20 protein-coding genes are annotated in these 18,672 nt (G+C 40.6%); 10 read left to right on the top strand and 10 right to left on the bottom strand.

All coding sequences use genetic code 11. The annotated features are described in order from the left end of the window. Window positions 1-115: 115 nt before the first annotated feature. Entirely contained in the window at window positions 116-976 is an 861-nt protein-coding gene (locus FJR73_RS01095; protein WP_140832832.1) for a DUF4299 family protein, read from the top strand. A gap of 176 nt (window positions 977-1,152) precedes the next feature. Here the strand turns inward: FJR73_RS01095 and FJR73_RS01105 are convergent, their stop codons facing one another. The 5 genes from FJR73_RS01105 to FJR73_RS01125 all read right to left on the bottom strand — a co-directional run bounded on the left by FJR73_RS01105 (window position 1,153) and on the right by FJR73_RS01125 (window position 5,391). Then, on the bottom strand, window positions 1,153-2,217 hold the full coding sequence (locus FJR73_RS01105) for a DUF6574 domain-containing protein (RefSeq protein ID WP_140832834.1): 1,065 nt from the start codon (window positions 2,215-2,217) through the stop codon (window positions 1,153-1,155). Window positions 2,218-2,274: 57 nt separating this feature from the next. Continuing rightward, the gene (locus tag FJR73_RS01110) at window positions 2,275-3,186 is read right to left on the bottom strand and encodes a DUF4097 family beta strand repeat-containing protein (RefSeq protein WP_033680868.1); all 912 of its coding nucleotides are present in this window, start codon (window positions 3,184-3,186) and stop codon (window positions 2,275-2,277) included. Continuing rightward, a complete protein-coding gene (locus FJR73_RS01115) occupies window positions 3,179-3,772 on the bottom strand; it encodes a DUF1700 domain-containing protein (RefSeq protein WP_140832836.1) in 594 nt (197 codons plus the stop codon). The genes FJR73_RS01110 and FJR73_RS01115 overlap by 8 nt, the downstream gene beginning before the upstream one ends. Further along, entirely contained in the window at window positions 3,759-4,085 is a 327-nt protein-coding gene (locus FJR73_RS01120) for a PadR family transcriptional regulator (RefSeq protein ID WP_000273858.1), read from the bottom strand. Before FJR73_RS01120 ends, FJR73_RS01115 begins: the two co-directional genes overlap by 14 nt. 139 nt (window positions 4,086-4,224) lie before the next feature. Next, window positions 4,225-5,391 carry an MFS transporter gene (locus tag FJR73_RS01125; RefSeq protein ID WP_140832838.1) on the bottom strand — a complete coding sequence of 389 codons (1,167 nt, stop codon included), beginning with the start codon at window positions 5,389-5,391 and terminating at the stop codon, window positions 4,225-4,227. A gap of 155 nt (window positions 5,392-5,546) precedes the next feature. Between FJR73_RS01125 and FJR73_RS01130 the strand changes: the two genes are divergently transcribed. Further along, window positions 5,547-6,377, top strand: a complete 831-nt coding sequence (locus FJR73_RS01130) for a glycosyltransferase (protein ID WP_140832840.1) — start codon at window positions 5,547-5,549, stop codon at window positions 6,375-6,377. On the opposite strand, the gene FJR73_RS10310 is transcribed toward FJR73_RS01130, so the two are convergent. Then, a complete protein-coding gene (locus FJR73_RS10310; protein ID WP_140832842.1) occupies window positions 6,360-6,572 on the bottom strand; it encodes a hypothetical protein in 213 nt (70 codons plus the stop codon). The genes FJR73_RS01130 and FJR73_RS10310 overlap by 18 nt on opposite strands. Window positions 6,573-6,614: 42 nt before the next feature. On the opposite strand from FJR73_RS10310, the gene FJR73_RS01140 reads away from it, so the two are divergent. Next, complete coding sequence (locus FJR73_RS01140; protein WP_049531988.1) at window positions 6,615-8,465, top strand: nucleoside-diphosphate sugar epimerase/dehydratase; 1,851 nt, start codon at window positions 6,615-6,617, stop codon at window positions 8,463-8,465. Between the two features lie 170 nt (window positions 8,466-8,635). Here FJR73_RS01140 and FJR73_RS01145 read toward each other — a convergent pair whose 3' ends face one another. Genes FJR73_RS01145 through sdaAB form a run of 3 tightly spaced genes read right to left on the bottom strand, consistent with a single transcriptional unit; the run spans window position 8,636 to window position 10,842 of the window. After that, the gene (locus FJR73_RS01145; RefSeq protein WP_140832844.1) at window positions 8,636-9,268 is read right to left on the bottom strand and encodes an HAD family hydrolase; all 633 of its coding nucleotides are present in this window, start codon (window positions 9,266-9,268) and stop codon (window positions 8,636-8,638) included. Window positions 9,269-9,289: 21 nt separating this feature from the next. Beyond that, complete coding sequence (gene sdaAA / locus FJR73_RS01150) at window positions 9,290-10,162, bottom strand: L-serine ammonia-lyase, iron-sulfur-dependent, subunit alpha (RefSeq protein ID WP_140832846.1); 873 nt, start codon at window positions 10,160-10,162, stop codon at window positions 9,290-9,292. Window positions 10,163-10,170: 8 nt separating this feature from the next. Then, a complete protein-coding gene (sdaAB, locus tag FJR73_RS01155; protein ID WP_000838912.1) occupies window positions 10,171-10,842 on the bottom strand; it encodes an L-serine ammonia-lyase, iron-sulfur-dependent subunit beta in 672 nt (223 codons plus the stop codon). 239 nt (window positions 10,843-11,081) lie between these two features. Between sdaAB and FJR73_RS01160 the strand changes: the two genes are divergently transcribed. Beyond that, complete coding sequence (locus FJR73_RS01160) at window positions 11,082-11,702, top strand: LysM domain-containing protein (RefSeq protein ID WP_140832849.1); 621 nt, start codon at window positions 11,082-11,084, stop codon at window positions 11,700-11,702. Between the two features lie 57 nt (window positions 11,703-11,759). Here FJR73_RS01160 and FJR73_RS01165 read toward each other — a convergent pair whose 3' ends face one another. Next, complete coding sequence (locus FJR73_RS01165; protein ID WP_140832851.1) at window positions 11,760-12,617, bottom strand: helix-turn-helix domain-containing protein; 858 nt, start codon at window positions 12,615-12,617, stop codon at window positions 11,760-11,762. A 382-nt stretch (window positions 12,618-12,999) separates the two neighbouring features. Here FJR73_RS01165 and FJR73_RS01170 point away from each other — a divergent pair, with 382 nt between their 5' ends. The 6 genes from FJR73_RS01170 to FJR73_RS01195 all read left to right on the top strand — a co-directional run bounded on the left by FJR73_RS01170 (window position 13,000) and on the right by FJR73_RS01195 (window position 18,664). Then, a complete protein-coding gene (locus FJR73_RS01170) occupies window positions 13,000-13,284 on the top strand; it encodes a lactococcin 972 family bacteriocin (protein ID WP_125451172.1) in 285 nt (94 codons plus the stop codon). 54 nt (window positions 13,285-13,338) lie between these two features. Then, window positions 13,339-15,447, top strand: a complete 2,109-nt coding sequence (locus tag FJR73_RS01175) for a bacteriocin-associated integral membrane family protein (RefSeq protein WP_140832853.1) — start codon at window positions 13,339-13,341, stop codon at window positions 15,445-15,447. Next, on the top strand, window positions 15,444-16,073 hold the full coding sequence (locus FJR73_RS01180; protein WP_140832855.1) for an ABC transporter ATP-binding protein: 630 nt from the start codon (window positions 15,444-15,446) through the stop codon (window positions 16,071-16,073). The genes FJR73_RS01175 and FJR73_RS01180 overlap by 4 nt, the downstream gene beginning before the upstream one ends. 501 nt (window positions 16,074-16,574) lie before the next feature. Beyond that, complete coding sequence (locus FJR73_RS01185) at window positions 16,575-16,790, top strand: hypothetical protein (RefSeq protein WP_140832857.1); 216 nt, start codon at window positions 16,575-16,577, stop codon at window positions 16,788-16,790. Between the two features lie 156 nt (window positions 16,791-16,946). Further along, window positions 16,947-18,068, top strand: a complete 1,122-nt coding sequence (gene mnmA, locus FJR73_RS01190) for a tRNA 2-thiouridine(34) synthase MnmA (protein ID WP_049543159.1) — start codon at window positions 16,947-16,949, stop codon at window positions 18,066-18,068. Window positions 18,069-18,208: 140 nt separating this feature from the next. Next, on the top strand, window positions 18,209-18,664 hold the full coding sequence (locus tag FJR73_RS01195; protein WP_181146568.1) for an NUDIX hydrolase: 456 nt from the start codon (window positions 18,209-18,211) through the stop codon (window positions 18,662-18,664). The last annotated feature ends 8 nt before the right edge of the window (window positions 18,665-18,672 follow it).

The following is an 18,672-nucleotide window of genomic DNA, read 5'->3' on the forward strand; positions in this document are numbered from 1 at the left end:
ACAGTCCTCAGGGGCTGTTTTTCTATGCTTTTTACTCAAAAATCTAAAGTTTGTTTCTGTATCTTTCAGAAAAATAGGGTATACTATATGTAAACGATTTCAAAGGAGCCCAGTTATGACGAAAACATTTTTTATTCCAAATAAACAGAGCATTTTAGGAGAACAGGAAATTTTGACTGCCAAGTCTACCTTGGCCTTGCTAGACGGTTTGGAGTCACATAGCTATGATGCCGTCTATCTCCGTCAGCCTCTTAATCGTCTCGAGTATGTCGAGTGTGCGATAGTGGGACAATCACAATTTCTCTTTAAGGTCAGTTATGCTGATGGTCAAAAGGCTTACCGTGTCGATCTTCCTGACCTACTAACGAAGACAGACTGGCGGATTATCAAGTCATTTTTAGATGCTCTGCTTGCTTATACAGGAACTGAGATTGAAGGATTAGATGGTTTTGATTTTGAAGCTTATTTCCAAGCAAGTATTCAAGCCTATCTGACAGACACTGCAGCCCGTTTTACGATTTGCCAAGGAATTTTTAATCCTGTTTTCTTTAGTCATGAGGACTTGAAAAGCTTTTTAGAGGCAGATGGTTTGGCACAGTTTGAAGCGCGTGTACGTGCAGTTCAAGAGACAGACGCCTACTTTGCAAGAGTTTCCTTCTATCAGGATGGAGAAGACCAAGTGCACGGTGTTTATCATCTGGCTCAAGGAGTCAAGACAGTGTTACCGAGAGAACCATTTGTTACTGCTGCCTATATTGAGCAATTGGTGGATAAGGAAGTCAAGTGGGAGATTGACTTGGTTCAAATCACAGGAAATGGCTCTAAACCAGAAGACTATGAAGCCATTGCCCGATTGGACTATGCAAGATTCCTAGAGTCACTACCAAAAGCATTTTACCAGCAACTAGATGCCAATCAATTAGAAATTCAACCCATCTTAGAAAAAGATTTTAAAGCATTAGCACAAGAAGAGTAAAGCAGAAGCAGGTCAAGTGACTTGCTTTTTGACATAGAAAAAATCCTGCCATGAAAGACAGGATTGCTACTTAATGAAAATCAAAGAGCAAACTAGGAAGCTAGCCGCAGGCTGTACTTGAGTACGGTAAGGCGAAGCTGACGTGATTTGAATTTGATTTTCGAAGAGTATGAAGTTTAAAGAAAGGCCAAGATACGAAGGTAATCCCCAATCAGTGCGACTTCAGCTACAAAGAAGAGGAGGATGATCACTCCGTTCACAAGGACAGACAAGAATAATTGATAGAAGGAGTCGGTTTCACTTGATTGACTAGGTCTCGTAATGATATGGAGGCTAGCAAGTAGAATGATTCCAATGCTAATCACACACAAAAGAGCTGTAAATCGTAGACTATCAAAGAAGGCAAAGAAACTAGCAATAGCAGTGAGGAAGATTGGAATTGCCAAGAGTTGACTATACTGTTGGAGAACCTTTTCTAGCGTCCAGTCCTTTTCCTGGTGGATAAATCGTCTCACGACGAAACTACCCAAGAGGAATGAAAAGAAGAAGAGTGTTGTCGCTACTAGGATAGAGATAATCGAAAAGAGACTTAATGAAGCAAATTGTTCAGGGAAGTGATTATGCATAGTTGCTATATGTCCATAGTAAGCATGTTTGATGTGGTAGATACTAAAGAAAAAGGAAGACGCAGAAAACAGAATGAGCAAGAGAAGGGCTGTGTAACTGTGTGTGCTACTTGTTTCAAGATTGCTCGTAGGAGATTTGAGAGCTTCCACTAGCCAAGACCAAAAATCAAGCGCTTGCTCTTTCCATCTATCCGTAGATTTTGGAGTTTGGTCGGGGATATAAGGACTTTCTAAGGATTGACTGATAAGAAGTGGCTCTTTCGTGGTTGTTTTTTGCTGAGGAAGTGCCTCTTGGCTTTCTTCAGCTATAGTGACTTTCTCTGTTTCTTCAGGAAGATCTTGCTCTTCTTCAGTAGAATCTAATGCTTTCTTTTCTTCTATTTCTGTTCTCGCTTCACCGTCTTCAGGCGTTTCAATTTTCTCTTCTTGCTGGCTTTCCAGTTCGACTGCAGCTTGAGAGACTTCCTCCTCTACTTGAGTATTTTTTTCAATTGGTGTATCGAGATCGGCTATCCTTTCTTCAGCCTTGTCTGCAACATCTTGGACTTGTTCATCAGGCTTGTTCTTGCTTGTTGTTTTTACAAAATCATTACTTTCAAACCATTCTTGTTTCATGGTAGAACCTCCTTTTTAGTGGGTTATGTGTCATAGTGGTCGATATAAATAGGTTTATTAAGGTCTGTTAGCTGTAGTTTCAAGACTAATATAATCATCAGCCTTAGCGATGAGTTGACCTTTTGCATCAGTTTTTTCAGTTTTGTAAGGGTTGCTTAATTCGTTGGGGTGGCGTTGACTCTCATCTCTCGATAACTGATAAATAGGACCATGGTGACTCGAGAGGTCTAAGTTAATTTCTTGGCTTTCTTTTTGAGTTAGCATGATACTGAGCGCATTTTTAGAAGATAGTTCTACTTTACCATATACTTTAATATTTTCAGCGTGGAAGTGCTTCTCTGTTGACTCTAGCTGACTATCTGTAAGGTCTGTATCAAAGATATTGACGATATTAGGGGTTGTGAGTTTACTGTTTTTGATACGACTTCCTTCAATTCGGAGGAGATAGCCATTTGTATTGAGAGTTGCATTTTCAAGACTAGCATTTATGATGGTGGTTTGTCTGCGATTGGCTGAGATGTTGATTCCTTTTAGGCTTCTTCCTTTTGGTAATTGGAGAATAACTTCATCAAAACGACTAGAGTAGCTGCTTGCGATATGGAGAATCCCGCCAATTCCAGAAGAGAGAAACGGACTTTTAGACAGTTTCTTATCAGTGAGGCTTAGCGTTTTATCGTTCTGATTTGTGACAAGATCATGGTTAGCAGAAATAGATGGATGATAAGAAATGTGGATTTGATCATCCAAAGAGTCCGTGATGGTCAGCGCGTGTTGGTGGAGCGTAATCTCTAGGTTTTCGACTTCCTTGCCAAAGGACAGTTTTTCCATCCGACTATCATAGACAGGTTCCTTAGACATGGCAAGTAGGCTCTTGATTCCGTCAGATTGGATACCTACAAAAAGCAGGATAAAGCCGATAACGGTAGTCACCACACCAAAAATGAGAAATCCTTTTGTCCATTTACGCATGCTGGTCACCTCTCTTTCCTTTTTTGAGAACAAATTGCACCAGGCGAACAATGAGTAGGCCGAAGAAGCGGGCTACATAGGAAATACCTAGTAAGACTAGTGAAGAAGCACCGATAGCCAGTAAACCAGAACCAAAAATCAAGATAAAGGCTGATTTTGCTTGGGCGAGGACAGTGAAACTTTCAACTAAAAATAGGAATCCGCCGATGATACCAAGTATGGAAACCGCAAAGAAAGCGAAGATGACAGTCAAGGCTGCCACAAGGATTGCGAACAGGGCCACAAGGATTGCGATTCCCAGAGGAATGCCGATAGGTGCTGCAAGGAGGGCCAACAAGGCGATATGCAAAATTTGTCGGTTATTTTTTTGAGCGGGTGCTTCATTGATTTTTTTATCGAGAAGATTGGAGAGAACTTCGTGGGCCGCTTCTTTGGGAGTTCCTAAACTAGCGATGAGTTCTTCTTCTCCCTCGACTCCAGCATCGTCAAAGAGTTCTCTGAAATAATCCATGGCTTCCATGCGGTCAGCTTCAGGTAGTTTCTTGAGATAGAGTTCTAGCTGAGTCAGGTATTCAGTTCTTGTCATGGCGGATACTCCCTTCTATGATGCCATTGATGGTGTCTGTATAGAGTGCCCATTCATCTTTTAGGGTCACGAGCTGTTCTATACCACCATTTGTCAAGGAGTAGTATTTGCGCATGCGACCTTGGAACTCTCTAGAATAGGTTGTCAGAAAGCTATTGCCTTCCAATTTTTTGAGAATGGGATAGAGTGTAGATTCTTTGATATTAGCGATCAGCTTAATGGTTTGGCTAATCTCATAACCATAAGAATCATCCTGCTCCAGTACGGCCAAGATGAGAAATTCAATCAAGGCAGAGGATGTTGGAAAGTACATGGGGAACCTCCTTTTCTAATGTGTAAGATTTTTATATATAATTTTTCTACACATACATTGTACATCTAAAAGAAAGCCCTGTCAAGAGAAATGTGTAAAATTTTTATATATAAAAAACTTCTAGGAAAAAACTAGAAGTTTAGAGGATTTTATCGACTCTGTCCACTGTAAAGAGGGCCACAGTCATCAGGATATCGACGAGCAAGAGGGCAGCTACAGCTGGTACCCAAGAGTGGAAGAGGTCAAAACTGTAACCAAAGAGGGTTGGCCCAAATGCTGCTAGGATATAGCCTCCTGTTTGAGATAGGCCGGACAATTGGGCTGTCTTTTCAGGAGCGCTTGTCTTGAGTGAAAAATTGACCATGAGATAAGGGAAGAGGGCGCTGGTTGCGGTTCCGATGAGGAGATGGCTGGCAAGCCAGTAAAAGAAATTACCGATAGGGAAAAAGAGCATGGAAATGCCGACCACACCAGCCAGTGAAACCAGAGTGAGCATAAGCTGACGATTGCGAGTAGACAAGCTGGTTGTCAGGCTTGGGATGGTCATTGAAAAAGGAATGCTAATCAGAGAGAAGATAGAAGTCAGCAAGCCAGCTTCGTGACTGGATAGGCCTGCATGGATAGCCATGGTAGGTAGCCAGGTCATAGCAGTGTAAAAGAGCAAGGATTGAAAACCTGCAAAGACAATCACTGCCCAGACCTGTTTATTACGCATAACCTTTGTTTGACTTTTTTGTTTGGTTTGTGGAGCCAGTCTGTGATTATAGCGGTGATTTGGGAGCCAGACCAAAAAAGTTGCTAGACAGAGCAGGGTGAGGAGGATGATAAGTCCTTTCCAAGAACTGGCTTGTGTAATAGGTACAGCCAGATAGGAAGCCAGAGCCGTTGCAATTCCCATAGAGGTTACATATAAGGTGGTCAGAAAACCAATCTTCTTTGGTTGATTGGCTTGGATGAGACTAGGAAGCAGAACATTAATGACTGCGATACTTGCCCCAACCATCAAGGTTCCTAGATAGAGCAGGGGTAGATTGATTAGTCGAATCAGAGAACCGATAGTCAAGAAGAAGAGGCTGTAGGTAAAGAGATGTTCTAAGCCAATTTTCTGAGCCAGTCGGGTAGAAAAGAGCGAGAAGAGGGTAAACATGAGGAGAGGAAGGCTGGTCAAGATACCAAGCGAACTAACTTCTACTCCTAGCCCTTGCGAAATATCTCCCAAAATAATGGGTAAAACAGTAAAAGGAGTCCGCAAGGAAACACCAATTAGGATAATACCTGGAACAAAAAAGAGTGATTGCTTTTTCATATAATACCTCTTCTAGCTGATTTTAATAACAGCTTATTTTAAGGCTTTTTCCCTATAATGTCAAGTAAGGTTTTTTGGCTTTCAAGATAAAAATAGGAAAGTCTTGAAAATTATGATAAAATAGTGGAAGGAAATCTATACATTGGAGAAAAACTGTGTCTGAAAAGCAAAAAATCAGCGTATTGATGTCGGTCTATATCAAGGAAAATCCGACATTTTTAAAGGATGCTATTGAAAGTGTTCAAAATCAGACCCTGAAACCGAGCGAATTGGTTCTGGTTGAGGATGGGCCTTTGACACCTGAGCTCTATCAGGTATTAGACCAGCTTGAAGCTGAGTCTGATATTCCAGTGAAACGTTGCCCCTTAGAAGAAAATCAAGGTTTGGGTCTGGCTCTTCGATACGGTGTTTTACAGTGCCAGTATGATATTATTGCTCGTATGGATACGGATGATATAGCTGTTCCAGATCGTTTTGAGAAACAGGTTCAGTTAATGGAGAAGGACAAGCTCGACCTATTAGGTGGCCATATTGCAGAATTTATTGACAATCCTGATGAGATTGTTTCTTACCGTCGTGTTCCGACTCAACATGCAGATATTGTGGCTTATCAAAGGATGAGAAGTGCCTTTAACCACATGACTGTTATGTTTAAGAAGGATATGGTTCTCAAGGCAGGCAACTATGAAAATGGCCTTTATATGGAGGATGACCTCCTCTGGCTTAATATGATTGCTGCAGGAGCCAAGACTGGGAATCTGGATCAAATCTTGTGTCAGGTTCGTGTCGGAGCAGGGATGTTTGAGCGTCGTGGGGGACTGCGTTACCTCAAACTCTATCGTCAAGCTCGTCAGCGCATGCTGAAGAGAGGACAAATTTCTTATCTGGAATATGCCAAGAGTGTTGCCATTCAGATGGTTGTTGCCCTTTGTCCAGGATTTGTCCGACAGTTTATTTTTATGAAACTGTTACGAAAAAGCAAGTAAAAGATTGTAGCAAATCGTAAACTGGATAAAAAGTGTTATAATAACAATATAATGCTCTTCGAAGATCTCTTCAAACCGCGTCAACGTCGCCTTGCCGTAGGTATGGTTACTGACTTCGTCAGTTCTATCCACAACCTCAAAACAGTGTTTTGAGCAGCCTGCGGCTAGTTTCCTAGTTTGCTCTTTGATTTTCATTGAGTATAACCATCTAGCTCTTTTAAGGAGGAGTAAATTTCTATGAATAAAAAACTCACAGATTATGTGATTGATCTGGTGGAAATTTTAAATAAACAACAAAAACAGGTTTTCTGGGGAGTATTTGATATTTTGAGTATGGTGGTTTCCATCATTGTATCTTATATCTTATTTTACGGCTTGATTAATCCAGCACCTGTTGACTACATTATCTATACGAGTTTGGCCTTCTTGTTTTATCAATTTATGATTGCATTTTGGGGCTTGAACGCTAGTATTAGTCGTTACAGCAAGATTACGGATTTCATGAAAATCTTTTTTGGTGTGACTGCGAGCAGTGTCTTGTCATATAGTATCTGCTATGCCTTCTTGCCACTCTTCTCCATCCGTTTCATCATTCTCTTTATCTTGTTGAGTACCTTCTTGATTTTATTGCCACGGATTACTTGGCAGTTAATCTACTCCAGACGCAAAAAAGGTAGTGGTGATGGAGAACACCGTCGGACCTTCTTGATTGGTGCTGGTGATGGTGGGGCCCTCTTTATGGATAGCTACCAACATCCAACCAGTGATTTGGAACTTGTCGGTATTTTGGATAAGGATGCTAAGAAAAAGGGCCAAAAACTTGGTGGAATCCCTGTTTTGGGCTCTTATGACAATCTGCCTGAATTGGCTAAACGCCATCAAATCGAGCGTGTTATCGTTGCGATTCCGTCACTTGATCCGTCAGAATATGAGCGTATCTTGCAGATGTGTAATAAGCTGGATGTCAAATGTTACAAGATGCCTAATGTTGAAACTGTTGTTCAAGGACTTCACCAAGCAGGTACTGGGTTCCAAAAAATTGATATCATAGACCTTTTGGGCCGTCAGGAAATTCGTCTTGACGAATCGCGTCTGGGCGCAGAACTGACAGGTAAGACCATATTAGTCACAGGGGCTGGTGGTTCAATCGGTTCTGAAATCTGTCGCCAAGTTAGTCGCTTCAATCCTGAACGCATCGTCTTGCTCGGTCATGGGGAAAACTCAATCTACCTTGTTTATCATGAGCTGATTCGTAAGTTCCAAGGGATTGATTATGTGCCAGTTATCGCAGATATTCAAGACTATGATCGTTTGTTGCAAGTCTTTGAGCAGTACAAGCCAGCTATTGTTTATCATGCGGCTGCTCACAAGCATGTTCCTATGATGGAGCGCAATCCAAAAGAAGCCTTCAAAAACAATATCCGTGGAACTTACAATGTTGCTAAGGCTGTTGATGAAGCTAAAGTACCTAAGATGGTTATGATTTCGACAGATAAGGCGGTTAATCCACCAAATGTTATGGGAGCAACCAAGCGCGTGGCGGAATTGATTGTCACTGGCTTTAACCAACGTAGCCAATCGACCTACTGTGCAGTTCGTTTTGGAAATGTTCTTGGTAGCCGTGGTAGTGTCATACCAGTCTTTGAACGTCAGATTGCTGAAGGTGGGCCTGTAACGGTGACAGACTTCCGCATGACCCGTTACTTTATGACTATTCCAGAAGCTAGCCGTTTGGTTATCCATGCTGGTGCTTATGCCAAAGATGGAGAAGTCTTTATCCTTGATATGGGCAAACCAGTCAAAATTTATGACTTAGCCAAGAAAATGGTCCTTCTAAGTGGGCACACTGAGAGCGAAATTCCAATCGTTGAAGTTGGAATCCGTCCAGGTGAAAAACTCTACGAAGAACTCTTGGTATCAACCGAACTTGTTGATAACCAAGTTATGGATAAGATTTTCGTTGGTAAGGTTAATGTCATGCCTCTAGAAGCCATCGATCAAAAGATTGAAGAGTTCCGAACTCTCAGAGGAGATGAGTTGAAACAAGCTATTATCGCCTTTGCAAATCAAACAACCCACGTTGAATAAAAAAGAAAAACGCATATTATCAGTCCTTGAATTGAACTGCACCCCAAAAGTTAGACAGAAAAAATCTAACTTTTTGGGGTGCAGTACATCTTGAACCTTGGTAATATGCGTTTTGTTATGTAGAGATTTACTTCATTATCTTCTGAAATGGGGTTGTCGCTCAGTCTATGTTATTGAAAATACTCCAAAATTTCTAAGGGTTTGTGGGTGATATAATCAGGTTGATAGTTTAGTAGATCTGCTTGCTCTCCAAATCCCCAAGTGACGGCCAATTTCTGAATGCCTGTTTCTTGAGCTCCCTGCATATCAAACTTGGTATCTCCGATGATGATGACTTGTTCAGGGCTTAGTTGATGTGTCTGCAAGGCTTGGCGAATGACATCGGCCTTATGGGGAGCTTCAGGGCTGGAACCATAAATGCCATCAAAGAAATGATAGATTCCCAAATTTTTAGCCATGTCTTGAGCGGTTGGAGTATTTTTTGTCGTGGTGATGTAGAGTGGATAACTGCTCGATAACTTCTCAAGCAAGTCTACAATATTAGGAAAGAGTTGAGCTTCATGGATGCCTTTTGCCCTATAGTAAGAACGGTATATCTGCACAGCCTCAGTGATTTGTTCTTTGGGTAGGCAGGTCGCAAAACTACTTTCGAGGGGCGGTCCCATAAAACCACGAATCGTTTTGGTATCAGGACTAGGCACTCCTAGCTCTTTAAAGGTATGGGTAAAGGCATTGTGAATCCCGATAGAACTGTCAACGAGGGTTCCATCTAGATCGAAAAAGATAGCTGTGATAGAGGTCATGGTTTCTCCTATTTGATAAGCTTATTCTCCGAAAATTTCTTTTTGGAGGCGACGACCAGTAGGGGTGGCAGCGAGTCCACCTTCAGCTGTTTCACGAAAGGCAGTCGGCATGCTTGCTCCTACTTGGTACATGGCATCGATAACTTCATCCACAGGGATTTTAGATTCGATACCTGCCAGGGCCATGTCTGCTGCGATGAAGGCAAAGCTAGCTCCCATGGCATTACGTTTGACACAGGGAACTTCAACCAAACCTGCAACAGGGTCACAGATGAGGCCTAGCATATTTTTAATGACAAAGGCAATAGCTTGACTGGCTTGGTAGGGTGTCCCACCTGCAGCCAGAGTCAAGGCTGCAGCACTCATAGCAGAGGCCGAACCGACTTCGGCTTGGCAACCGCCCTCAGCACCTGAGATAGAGGCATTATTTGCGATGACTAGTCCAAAGGCACCAGCAGCAAAGAGGAAATCTAGCTGTTGCTCGTGGCTAAGGTCTAATTTTTCAATAGCAGCAGTGAGAACGGAAGGGAGACAGCCAGCACTTCCTGCGGTCGGAGTGGCACAGACCAAGCCCATTTTAGCATTGTGTTCATTGACTGCGATAGCATTTCGGGCAGCAGAGAGAATCGTGTAATCTGATAAAGTTTTTCCGTTTTTGATGTAGTGATCCAGTTTGGCAGCATCTCCACCTGTCAGGCCACTACGAGATTTATTTTCATTGAGTCCAAGTTGGACAGAGGCTTTCATGACTTCCAGATTGCGTTCCATGAGAAGGAAGACTTCTTCACGTTCGCGACCTGTCAATTCAAACTCTGTTGTAATCATGAGTTCTGCGACATTTCCTTGAAAGTCCAGATTTGCTTGCTCGACCAATTCTTTGATAGAATAAAACATGCTTCCTCCTATTTAAAGAAATTGACATTGTGGAGATGAGGGATTTTTCGAATTTCTTCGATGGCCTCATCACAGTTGCGACTGTCGACTTCGATGATCATAATGGCTTTTTCACCAGCTTTTTCACGAGTAACATTCATCTGGGCGATATTAATACCATAGCGGGAAAGTGCCTCTGTTACGAGGGCAATCATACCTGGAATATCTTGATGAACGATGATGATAGTCGGTGTATTCATATTGAGAGAGACGGCAAAACCATTGAGTTCGGTGACCTGAATATTCCCTCCCCCGATAGAAATACCAGTCACACTGATAGTCTTGTGGGCATTTTTAACGGTAATTTTAGTGGTGTTTGGATGAGGAGCATTGCTGTCTTTCTGAATGGTCCAGACAATCTTGATACCACGCTTGTGGGCAATCTCCAGACTGTTTGGGATTTCAGGATCATCTGTATCCATGCCTAAAATACCAGCAACAAGGGCTAGGTCTGTCCCGTGACCACGATAGGTCTTGGCAAATGAGTTAAAAAGTTGGAATTCGACTTCTGTCGGAGTATCATCAAAAATGGAAGAGACAATCTTCCCAATACGAACAGCCCCAGCGGTATGACTACTAGATGGGCCAATCATAACTGGTCCGATGATATCAAAGACAGATTGAAAACGAAGTGATTTCATCAGTTTCCCCTTATAAAAATTCTTATCTCTATTATATCAAAGAATAAAGGTCTTGGCTTTAATTGTGGATGAAAACCTTTTTACACTACAAATAGCATAAAAAAGCATCTTTTGTAACAAAAAATAGCTTATTTAGGGAAATAAAAAATAATTTTGTAATATTTCTACATAAAAGTGTCAAGAAACGGTAATATTTAAAGGGTATGATAGAAGTATAGAAAGAAGGAGAATTTTCAAATATGAAATCAACAACTAAAAAGATTAAAACAACTCTTGCAGGAGTAGCTGCCTTGTTTGCAGTATTTGCTCCATCATTTGTATCTGCTCAAGAATCATCAACTTACACAGTTAAAGAAGGTGATACACTTTCAGAAATCGCTGAAACTCACAATACAACTGTTGAGAAATTGGCAGAAAACAACCACATTGACAACATTCATTTGATTTATGTTGGTCAAGAGTTGGTTATCGATGGTCCTGTAGCGCCAGTAGCACCAGCCTCAACGACTTATGCAGCACCAGCTGCTCAAGATGAAACTGTTTCAGCTCCAGTAGTAGAAACTACAGAAGTAGTGGAAGAAGTTCCAGTAGCAAGCGAAGCAGTAGCAGAAGAAACGGTTGCTTCAACTGTAAGCGGATCTGAAGCAGAAGCTAAAGAATGGATCGCTCAAAAAGAATCAGGCGGTAGCTACACAGCTACAAACGGACGCTACATCGGACGTTACCAATTGACAGATTCATACTTGAACGGTGACTACTCAGCTGAAAACCAAGAACGTGTAGCAGATGCCTACGTTGCAGGACGTTACGGTTCATGGACAGCCGCTAAAAACTTCTGGCTTAACAACGGCTGGTATTAAGAAATAACGAACAGAATAATATGAAAAGGTCGAGGAACTCCCTCGACTTTTTTATCTTTACTTCGCTTGATAATAGGTCTCCACTTCTTGTTTGAGATGAGACAGCATAGAAGTTTCATCGACCAGCTCCAGAAGTGAGAAACCTTTTTGAATCAATTTAGCATCATCCCTACAAATTCCGATACGGACATAGGCGACAGCCAAGCTATCATATTTTTTCTTTTTCTTGGCATCCTCTAGTAAAGTATCGCAGATTTGTTGGCATATGTTTTTATCTTGATTGTATAGATAGAGTGTGGAAAGGTTTAATAGAATTGTCATTCGCAAGTCATATAAATGTTGATAGTTTTTATAGACTTCTAAGCGTTGCAAGATTTTTCCAGTGATGAGATGGAGGTGTTCAATGGGCAAGCTGAAAAGGATGGTATTGAGGATTTTTAGGTCACTTTCATACCATGTATCTTGTTTTTCAATCTTTCTCCAAAGTTTTTTGACAACCTGTTCTGCGTGATCTGATAGTTCCCCTGCCCCGTGTTGACGGATATAAATAACAACTTCAAGCATGTCTCTGATTTCTTCTATAGGGAGATCGTGGTGGGTCTTGAGATAGTTTTGGCATTTTTGAAATAAATTGACAAGATCGCTGGTCCCGATAATGGAACGCATATTGAGATAGGTTTGCATAATCTCTGTGCGTTGACTTGGTTGATAAAGTTGACAGATATATTCAAACTCTTCAAAACTCATATTGATTTGACGGAGAAGAAATTCCATATTTTCATATTTTGGGGTTGTCTTGCCACTTTCAATCTTTGATAGGCTGGTTCTTGAGAGAACACCCCCACAGACCTCTTCTTGGGTCAGCCCCTTTGACTCACGTATTTCTTTATAGACCTTTCCGAAATCATAACGCATGATTTTCTCCTTTTCGTGAAAAAAGTTAACAAACAATAAAATTTTGTTAAAAATATTGTATCATAGCAATGTAAAAAGTAAAAAAGAAAACTAAAATAATGTGTGAAAAAAGTTAACTAATTTTAAAATAGAGTAAAGAAGAGGTATACTATAGATACAAAATACAGATAGGAGGGAAAGAGTATGAATAAAAAAGTTTTTCGCTTTTTAGTTATTCTTGCTTTCTTATTCAGCATTGCTACGGTTTTCCCATGGCAATGGCCGATATAATGTGCTAGTTGTAAAAATGAAAGGAAGGTGAGTCCAATGGACTACGATACTTGTTGATAAATTACTATAGCTGTTTTTACGGAACAGCTCTCGATAATAGGAGAAATAAATCATGAGAAAATTAGTTAAAATTGGTGTTGCATCTTTAATGGTATGTGGTATACTTGCTACTACAAATGCTTTAGCAGTATGGGTTGATGGTGGTCAATGGAACTATGGAGTAGGTTGGACAGGAACTTTTGGATATTCTGATTATTTACATTCTACTCGATCTCATACAGCAACTGTCAAGCATGGAGGTAGAATCTCTAAGGATCGTGAAGATCCCGAGGTTTGGGCTCAAGCTTCCCTTAATAAAATTCCGCCAACAGGATTAGAATATTTCTATGGATTTTAAATGAAATTTTCCCTCTCCTATTAGGAGAGGGAGAACTTTAGTGGAGGTACTTTTATGAAAAAAATCAGTCATCTTTGTATGTTTCTGCTGTTGCTGTGTACCACTTTTTTTGTTTTTAATGTAAACTACACACGTGAAGCGGTTCGGATTCGGGAAATGGGAAAGACTGTAGATTCTTTGGATTTGTATTTGAAAGATATTAACAAACCTGCAGCGTCTGTTCTTCGATTTTTTGAGGATGTATCAAAGGAGTACAAGGTCTCTATCATCAAAACAGACAGTGGTGATGAGGTAATCAAGTCTGGTGTTTTTGATAAAGATACCTTCCCCTACCAAGAGTTTGGGATTTCTTCTCTTGATTTTACCACAGATGGTGAAGGAGTCTACAGTAATAAAGAAATTTCTAATAAACTTGGTACGATTCCGACCTTTCTAAAAGCCAAGCCTATTCAGCTTATGACTTTTCAAACCTATATCAAGGATACATCTCGTAGTTTAAATGGTCGCTATACGATAACTTCTACACAAGAGATGGATAAGGATAGGATTGTACAGAAATGGAGCGATTTTTTCAAGATAGACCAGGCTGCCTTGCTAGAGCCTACCTATAAAAGTGCAGTGGAAGTCATAAATCGAGATTTGCTTTTATCTGCCATTGTTTTTGTCTTGGCTATTTTACTTCTTGTGTTAGTAACAGTTTATCAGCCGATGATGGAGATGAAACGAGTGGGAGTTCAAAAGTTACTTGGTTTTCAAAGCAGAGCGATTTTAGCTGGTTTTGTAAAGACTAATTTTTATCTTCTCTTGGGTGGAAGTCTTGTCATTGACTTGGGATTATTTTTAGTGCTGGATTACAGACCAAAACTTTTGTTCCCGAGTTTACTCTTATCCCAATTTCTGCTTTTACAGTTGTATTTGTTCATCAGTTGGCTGACCTACCTGATGATTCAGAAAATGACAGTCAGTTCCATGTTGAAAGGTTTTTCATCTGTCAAACTTGGTCTTATCTTCAATTATGTGATGAAAATAGGGACAACTATTTTACTGACGGCCTTACTGATTGGGGTGGGCAGAAGTCTAGAACAAGAAAACAAAGAACTTGCTTATCAGCAACAGTGGGTAAGCCAAGGGAATTACTTGACCTTAGAAACCTTCCAACTCAATGATAACCTGTGGCAAGAAGAGCTAGCAGGGTCAGGGAAATCTATAGATTATTTCTACCAATTTTATCAAGATTTACTAGCAAAAATACAAGTAAATTATGTTCGAAGTGCGAGTCTTCCTATCAAACCAGTCATCAAAGCAGAACAAGTGCAGCAGTACCAACTGCCTGATAAGGTAGATGTTTACTATGCTAATAGCAATTTTCTAAAGAGTAAGGGATTCAAGTTACCAGATACCAGCACTAAAAAAGTTATTTTGATGCCAGCCAGTGATAGAGGACAAGAAGGCAAGAATCAGTTCTTGGGGAAATCCATCGCCTATCTTTCTATGAGGTATGAAGAACAGCAAAAGCAAAGGATAGAAGATATGGATGTAGAAATTGCCTACTATGAAGGAGATTGGTCTTTCTTCCCTTATAATAATGAGCGAAAGGAAAACCTCCACAATCCAATCATTAGTCTTGTAAATGATCAAGACATGATGTGGGAAGAAAAGACTCGCTTGTCAACGACAGGTTTAAACAATCCGATGAAAGTTGAAAATACAGAACAAAATCAAAAAGTGATTACGGAGTTAGTTGAGAAATTATTAGATGGGAATTATTTAAAATTTTCATCGATTCAAGCCATTCAACAAGAGAAAGTAGATTCTTATCGAGATGCAGTTCGAAATTTTAATATACTCTTTGCTTTGTTTGGTCTCCTTAGCATGATGATTTCCTACTTCTTATTAGTAACAACTTTCTTATTGAAGCGAACAGATATCGTTACCAAGAAGTTTATGGGGTGGAAACTGGTCGATCGCTACCGCCCTCTCTTAGTTCTGCTCTTGTTGGGCTATAGTCTCCCTCTTCTAGTATTGATTTTCTTTGCCCATGCGCTCTTGCCACTCCTGCTGTTTGCAGGCTTTACATGTCTGGATATACTATTTGTGCTAGTATTGGCTTCTAGGATGGAGAAAAGAAGTCTAGCAGAGTTATTGAAAGGGGGCATCTTATGATTGAGTTGAAAAATATTACCAAAACCATTGGAGGAAAAGTGATTTTGGATCACTTATCTCTCAGGATTGATCAGGGGGATTTGGTTGCCATCGTTGGAAAAAGTGGCAGTGGCAAGTCGACCTTGTTAAATTTATTAGGTTTGATAGATGGTGATTATAGCGGACAGTATGAGATTTTTGGTCAGACAAATCTAGCGGTTAATTCTGCTAAGTCGCAAACAATAATCCGTGAACATATCTCTTATCTGTTTCAAAATTTTGCCCTGATTGATGATGAAACGGTCGAGTACAATCTCATGCTGGCGCTGAAATATGTGAAATTTTCTAAGAAAGACAAGCTCAAAAAGGTGGAAGAGATTTTAGAGAGAGTAGGTTTGCCAGCTACTTTGCATCAAAAGGTTTCCGAGTTGTCTGGTGGCGAACAACAACGAATTGCAGTTGCTAGAGCCATCTTAAAACCCAGCCAGTTGATTTTAGCCGATGAACCAACAGGTTCTCTGGATCCTGAAAATAGAGATTTGGTCTTGAAGTTTCTCTTAGAGATGAATCGCGAGGGGAAAACAGTCATTATCGTGACCCACGATGCTTATGTAGCCCAACAATGTCATCGAATCATTGAATTGTGAAAAATACAGAAATCTTATCAAAAATCTTTAGATTTAAGGATACCTTTAAAATTTAATTTTAAAACACTCATTTATCAACATTTTTTGATTGATAAAAATAGGAAATTGGTTGTTTTTGGGAGATTCCCTAAAATTACCTCCTAACCACACGTACTAAAAAGATACTTCCTATGGAAATCGTATGACTATGAAGCTTCGAATAGTTCAGTTTTCATGATTTTTATGCTATTCTAGCTTTAGAATCCTTCAGAACGTAAAATTTTAAGCAGTCAAAGACCTAGAATACCCATAAAACATTTATTCTATAGCAATTCTAAGTTTAGAATCGCATAGATATATATGTTCTTGAGCTGTTCGATAGTTTGGGCAGCTCTATTCTGAGAAATCTGAGTTATCAATGCTTTAGAATAGTATTTCGTCAATGGATTTTATTGAAGGATTGCTTATTTTATGCTACTCTAAAATAAAATAGATTTAATGGAGCAAATGGAGAAGCATTACATGAAACATTTTTTTGCAGGAATTGGTGAAATTCATCTTTTGTCACTTTTATTATATCTAGGCATGTCTACTAGCCCAATTATTGGACTAGTGATTGGACATACTAAAATAAATCTAATAAATTCTATTATTATAGCTCTTGGTATGATATTGGCATTAATTTTGGTATTATCAAGAGTGTATAGAAAATATTTTTATAGAGACGATGATGACTAAAGTTTTTATCAATAAAACCAGAGGTTGGTAGATTATCAGCCTCTTTCTTGTCTTCTCTAACCAAGCATGTTATAATGAAAACTGCTCAAGCGACCTTCAATCGTGAAGCACACACGACCTTCAATCGTGAATAAACGAATAGATGGGAGACTTACCATGAGTGATAACTCTAAAACACGTGTTGTTGTGGGGATGAGTGGTGGTGTTGATTCGTCGGTGACGGCTCTCTTGCTCAAAGAGCAGGGCTACGATGTGATCGGTATCTTCATGAAGAACTGGGATGACACAGATGAAAACGGCGTCTGTACGGCGACCGAAGATTACAAGGATGTGGCTGCGGTAGCAGACCAGATTGGCATTCCTTACTACTCTGTCAATTTTGAAAAAGAGTACTGGGACCGCGTTTTCGAGTATTTCCTAGCGGAATACCGTGCAGGGCGCACGCCAAATCCAGATGTTATGTGCAACAAGGAAATCAAGTTCAAGGCCTTTTTGGACTATGCCATGACCTTGGGTGCAGACTATGTAGCAACTGGGCATTATGCTCGAGTAGCGCGTGATGAGGATGGCACTGTTCACATGCTTCGTGGCGTGGACAATGGCAAGGATCAGACTTATTTCCTCAGTCAACTTTCGCAAGAACAACTTCAAAAAACCATGTTTCCACTGGGACATTTGGAAAAGCCTGAAGTTCGAAAACTAGCAGAAGAAGCAGGCCTTGCGACTGCTAAGAAGAAAGACTCGACAGGGATTTGCTTTATCGGAGAAAAGAACTTTAAAAATTTCCTCAGCAACTACTTACCAGCTCAGCCTGGTCGCATGATGACTGTAGATGGTCGCGATATGGGCGAGCATGCAGGTCTGATGTATTATACGATCGGTCAGCGTGGCGGACTCGGTATCGGTGGGCAACACGGCGGTGACAATGCCCCTTGGTTCGTTGTCGGAAAAGACCTAAGCAAGAATATCCTCTATGTAGGCCAAGGTTTCTACCATGATTCGCTCATGTCAACCAGCCTAGAGGCTAGCCAAGTCCACTTTACTCGTGATATGCCAGAGGAGTTTACGCTCGAATGTACGGCTAAATTCCGCTACCGTCAGCCTGATTCTAAGGTGACAGTACATGTTAAAGGAGACAAGGCAGAGGTCATCTTTGCAGAGCCACAACGTGCGATTACACCAGGACAGGCAGTTGTCTTTTACGATGGCGAGGAGTGTCTAGGTGGTGGCTTGATTGACAATGCTTACCGCGATGGACAAGTTTGTCAGTACATTTAGATTGACAAATTTTCTCAATCTGCTACAATAATAACAGCAATAGAAATGATGGTCAAAGCTCATGGATGTTGCAGGCTTTTTTGTCCTGCACTTCTTTGGAGTTTTGACTGTTTTTGTATCGTTTAAGGGAAAGGATAAGAATGACTCAGCAAGACTTTCGGACAAAAGTAGACAATACGGTTTTTGGAGTTCGGGCGACAGCTTTGATTCTTCAAAATCGCAAGCTCCTAGTTACCAAAGATAAGGGCAAGTATTACACTATTGGCGGTGCGATTCAAGTAAATGAAAGCACGGAGGACGCGGTAGTCCGTGAAGTGAAGGAAGAACTGGGTGTCAAAGCTCAAGCTGGGCAGCTAGCTTTTGTGGTTGAAAATCGTTTTGAACAGGACGGTGTTTCCTATCACAATATCGAGTTTCATTATTTGGCGGACTTGCTTGAAGATGCCCCATTGACCATGCAGGAAGATGAGAAAAGGCAGCCCTGTGAATGGATTGATTTGGATAAACTTGAGGATCTCCAGCTAGTTCCAGCCTTTTTGAAAACAGCCCTACCAGATTGGGACGGGAAACTAAGACACATTCATCTTGAGGAATAGGAGAGAAA

Origin of the sequence: Streptococcus sp. D2 (assembly GCF_006385825.1) — a bacterium.
GTDB classification, from domain to species: Bacteria; Bacillota; Bacilli; order Lactobacillales; family Streptococcaceae; genus Streptococcus; species Streptococcus shenyangsis.

Coding starts and splice junctions, on each gene's coding strand:
- FJR73_RS01095 (WP_140832832.1), top strand. CDS start 116: ATGACGAAAACATTTTTTATTCCAAATAAACAGAGCATTTTAGGAGAA.
- FJR73_RS01105 (WP_140832834.1), bottom strand. CDS start 2,217: ATGAAACAAGAATGGTTTGAAAGTAATGATTTTGTAAAAACAACAAGC.
- FJR73_RS01110 (WP_033680868.1), bottom strand. CDS start 3,186: ATGCGTAAATGGACAAAAGGATTTCTCATTTTTGGTGTGGTGACTACC.
- FJR73_RS01115 (WP_140832836.1), bottom strand. CDS start 3,772: ATGACAAGAACTGAATACCTGACTCAGCTAGAACTCTATCTCAAGAAA.
- FJR73_RS01120 (WP_000273858.1), bottom strand. CDS start 4,085: ATGTACTTTCCAACATCCTCTGCCTTGATTGAATTTCTCATCTTGGCC.
- FJR73_RS01125 (WP_140832838.1), bottom strand. CDS start 5,391: ATGAAAAAGCAATCACTCTTTTTTGTTCCAGGTATTATCCTAATTGGT.
- FJR73_RS10310 (WP_140832842.1), bottom strand. CDS start 6,572: ATGAAAATCAAAGAGCAAACTAGGAAACTAGCCGCAGGCTGCTCAAAA.
- FJR73_RS01140 (WP_049531988.1), top strand. CDS start 6,615: ATGAATAAAAAACTCACAGATTATGTGATTGATCTGGTGGAAATTTTA.
- FJR73_RS01145 (WP_140832844.1), bottom strand. CDS start 9,268: ATGACCTCTATCACAGCTATCTTTTTCGATCTAGATGGAACCCTCGTT.
- sdaAA (WP_140832846.1), bottom strand. CDS start 10,162: ATGTTTTATTCTATCAAAGAATTGGTCGAGCAAGCAAATCTGGACTTT.
- sdaAB (WP_000838912.1), bottom strand. CDS start 10,842: ATGAAATCACTTCGTTTTCAATCTGTCTTTGATATCATCGGACCAGTT.
- FJR73_RS01160 (WP_140832849.1), top strand. CDS start 11,082: ATGAAATCAACAACTAAAAAGATTAAAACAACTCTTGCAGGAGTAGCT.
- FJR73_RS01165 (WP_140832851.1), bottom strand. CDS start 12,617: ATGCGTTATGATTTCGGAAAGGTCTATAAAGAAATACGTGAGTCAAAG.
- FJR73_RS01170 (WP_125451172.1), top strand. CDS start 13,000: ATGAGAAAATTAGTTAAAATTGGTGTTGCATCTTTAATGGTATGTGGT.
- FJR73_RS01175 (WP_140832853.1), top strand. CDS start 13,339: ATGAAAAAAATCAGTCATCTTTGTATGTTTCTGCTGTTGCTGTGTACC.
- FJR73_RS01180 (WP_140832855.1), top strand. CDS start 15,444: ATGATTGAGTTGAAAAATATTACCAAAACCATTGGAGGAAAAGTGATT.
- FJR73_RS01185 (WP_140832857.1), top strand. CDS start 16,575: ATGAAACATTTTTTTGCAGGAATTGGTGAAATTCATCTTTTGTCACTT.
- mnmA (WP_049543159.1), top strand. CDS start 16,947: ATGAGTGATAACTCTAAAACACGTGTTGTTGTGGGGATGAGTGGTGGT.
- FJR73_RS01195 (WP_181146568.1), top strand. CDS start 18,209: ATGACTCAGCAAGACTTTCGGACAAAAGTAGACAATACGGTTTTTGGA.